Origin of the sequence: Thauera aminoaromatica S2 (assembly GCF_000310185.1) — a bacterium.
Taxonomy (GTDB): Bacteria; Pseudomonadota; Gammaproteobacteria; order Burkholderiales; family Rhodocyclaceae; genus Thauera; species Thauera aminoaromatica.
Genome location: NZ_AMXD01000242.1, coordinates 1 through 2,579, shown reverse-complemented (window position 1 = coordinate 2,579; position 2,579 = coordinate 1). Strand labels below are relative to the sequence as shown.

General features: G+C 71.1%; 2 protein-coding genes. Both read right to left on the bottom strand.

All coding sequences use genetic code 11. The annotated features are described in order from the left end of the window. The coding region (gene urtC, locus C665_RS19170) for an urea ABC transporter permease subunit UrtC (RefSeq protein WP_004327832.1) at positions 1-1,169 on the bottom strand (1,169 nt) is incomplete at its 3' end. Positions 1,170-1,179: 10 nt separating this feature from the next. After that, a partial coding sequence (gene urtB / locus C665_RS19165; RefSeq protein WP_040829783.1) for an urea ABC transporter permease subunit UrtB occupies positions 1,180-2,579 on the bottom strand: 1,400 nt, incomplete at its 5' end.

Here is a 2,579-nt window from a genome sequence, read left to right as displayed (position 1 = left end):
CCCGGGGCCGCCGCGGCTGCGCCCGGCGCAGGCGTGGCGGCGCTGCGGGTGTCGTCCAGGCGCGCGGCGGCGCGGCGCGCGCGCAGCTTGCGCCACAGGCCGACCACGCCGTCGGGCAGGTAGAGGGTGACGACGATGAACAGGAAGCCGAGCACGAAGGGCCAGTATTCCGGCAGGTAGACGGTGAACACGCTCTTGGCGAGGTTCACGATGCCGGCGCCGAGCACTGCGCCCACCAGCGTGCCGCGCCCGCCCACCGCCACCCACACCGCGATCTCGATCGAGTTCGCCGGCGACATCTCCGAGGGGTTGATGATGCCGACCTGGGGCACGTACAAGGCGCCCGCCAGCCCGCACAGCATCGCCGACAGCGTCCAGATGAAGAGCTTGTAGTGCAGCGGGTTGTAGCCGATGAACATGACCCGGCTCTCGGCGTCGCGGATCGCCGCCAGCACGCGGCCGAAGCGCGAGCTCACCAGGTAGCGGCCGAGCACCAGGCAGGCGATCAGCAGCGCCGCCGAGAGCGCGAACAGCGTCACCCGCATGCCGGGCGAGGTGATGTCGTGGCCGAGGATGCGCTTGAAGTCGGTGAAGCCGTTGTTGCCGCCGAAGCCGGTCTCGTTGCGGAAGAACAGCAGCATCGCGGCGTAGGTCAGCGCCTGGGTGATGATCGAAAAGTACACCCCCTTGATGCGCGAGCGGAAGGCGAACCAGCCGAACACGAAGGCCACCACCCCGGGCAGCGCGACCACCAGGAACAGCGCCCACAGCAGGGAATCCGAGCCCGCCCAGTACCAGGGCAATTCCTTCCAGTCGAGGAAGACCATGAAATCGGGCAGCTCGGCGCCGTAGCTGCCGTCGCGGCCGATCTGGCGCATCAGGTACATGCCGAAGGCGTAGCCGCCGAGGGCGAAGAAGAGGCCGTGGCCGAGCGACAGGATGCCGGCGTAGCCCCAGATCAGGTCCATGGCGACGGCGACCACCATGTAGCACAGGATCTTGCCGAGCAGGCTGACGGTGTAGGCGGAGACGTGCAGCGGATGGCTCTCGGGCAGCGCGAGGTGCGCGACCGGCACGCCGATCCAGGCCACGGCGGCGAAGATCGCCAGCGCGATCCAGCCGCCGCGCGGCATGCTGTGGAACAGTCTCAGGATGAAGGGCGTGCGCATGGCGGCGGCCTCAGCTGTCGGCGAAGCGGCCCTTGAGGGCGAAGATGCCCTGCGGACGCTTCTGGATGAAGGCGATGATGAAGACCAGCACCAGGATCTTGGCCACGACCGCGCCCGCCCAGCCTTCGAGGAACTTGGCGACGATGCCCAGGCCGAGCGCCGCCCATACCGCGCCGGCGAGCTGGCCGACGCCGCCGAGCACCACCACCATGAAGGCGTCGACGATGTAGCCGGTGCCCATGGCCGGGCCGACGTTGGCGATCTGCGACAGCGCCAGCCCGCCCAGCCCGGCGACGCCGGAGCCGATCGCGAACGCCAGCGTGTCCACCCGCGCGGTGGGCACGCCCACGCAGCCCGCCATCGGCCGGTTCTGGGTGACGGCGCGCACGAACATGCCCAGCCGCGTCTTCTGCATCATCAGCCAGATCAGCACCAGCACGAAGGCGGCAAAGCCTAGGATGACGATGCGGTTGTAGGGCAGCACCACGCCGCCGGCGAGCTTGACGCCGCCCGACATCCATGACGGGTTGGCGAGCTCCAGGTTCTGCGGGCCGAAGAGCACGCGCGCGGCCTGGATCAGCACCAGCGACAGGCCCCAGGTGGCGAGCAGGCTCTCCAGCGGGCGGCCGTAGAGGTGGCGCAGCACCAGGCGCTCCATGGCGATGCCGACCAAGGCCGCAGCGAGGAAGGCCGCCGGGATCGCGGCGAGCACGTAGAAGTCCAGATATTCGGGGAAATGGGCGCGGAACACGCCCTGCACCAGGAAGGTGGCGTAGGCGCCCACCATCAGCAGCTCGCCGTGCGCCATGTTGATGACGCCCATCACGCCATAGGTGATCGCCAGGCCGAGCGCGGCGAGCAGCAGGATGGAGCCGAGCGACAGGCCGGAGAACAGCGTGCCGGCGGTCTGCGCCAGGCCGATGCGGCGATCGATCGCGCGCATCGAGGCCGCGGCCGCGGCGCGCACTTCGGCGTCCGGTTCGACCCAGCTCGCCGCTGCACCTTCGCCGCGCTTCTCCAGCAGCGCGGCGAGCAGGTTCTTGACCGCGGCATCGGACGAGGCGCCGAGCGCCTGCGCCGCCTTCAGGCGCAGGGCGGGGTCGGGCGAGGCCAGCTCCAGCTTGGCGCTGGCGTAGAGCAGCACCTCGCGCACCGCGGCGTCCGGCTCGGCCTCGAGCGCGCGCGCCAGCACAGGCAGCAGGGCCGGGCCGGCGTTCTCGCGCAGGGTGTTGGCCGCGGTGAGGCGCTGCGCGGGCTGCGGCGCGGACAGCGCGAGCGCGGCCTGCGCGGTGCCGATCGCACGGCGCAGGCGGTTGTTCACCGTGATGCGGGTCGCGGCCCCGGCCTCGGCGGCGAGCGCCTCGCCGCTGGCGGCGTCGCGCAGCCCGTCGGGCGCGACGATCACCACCC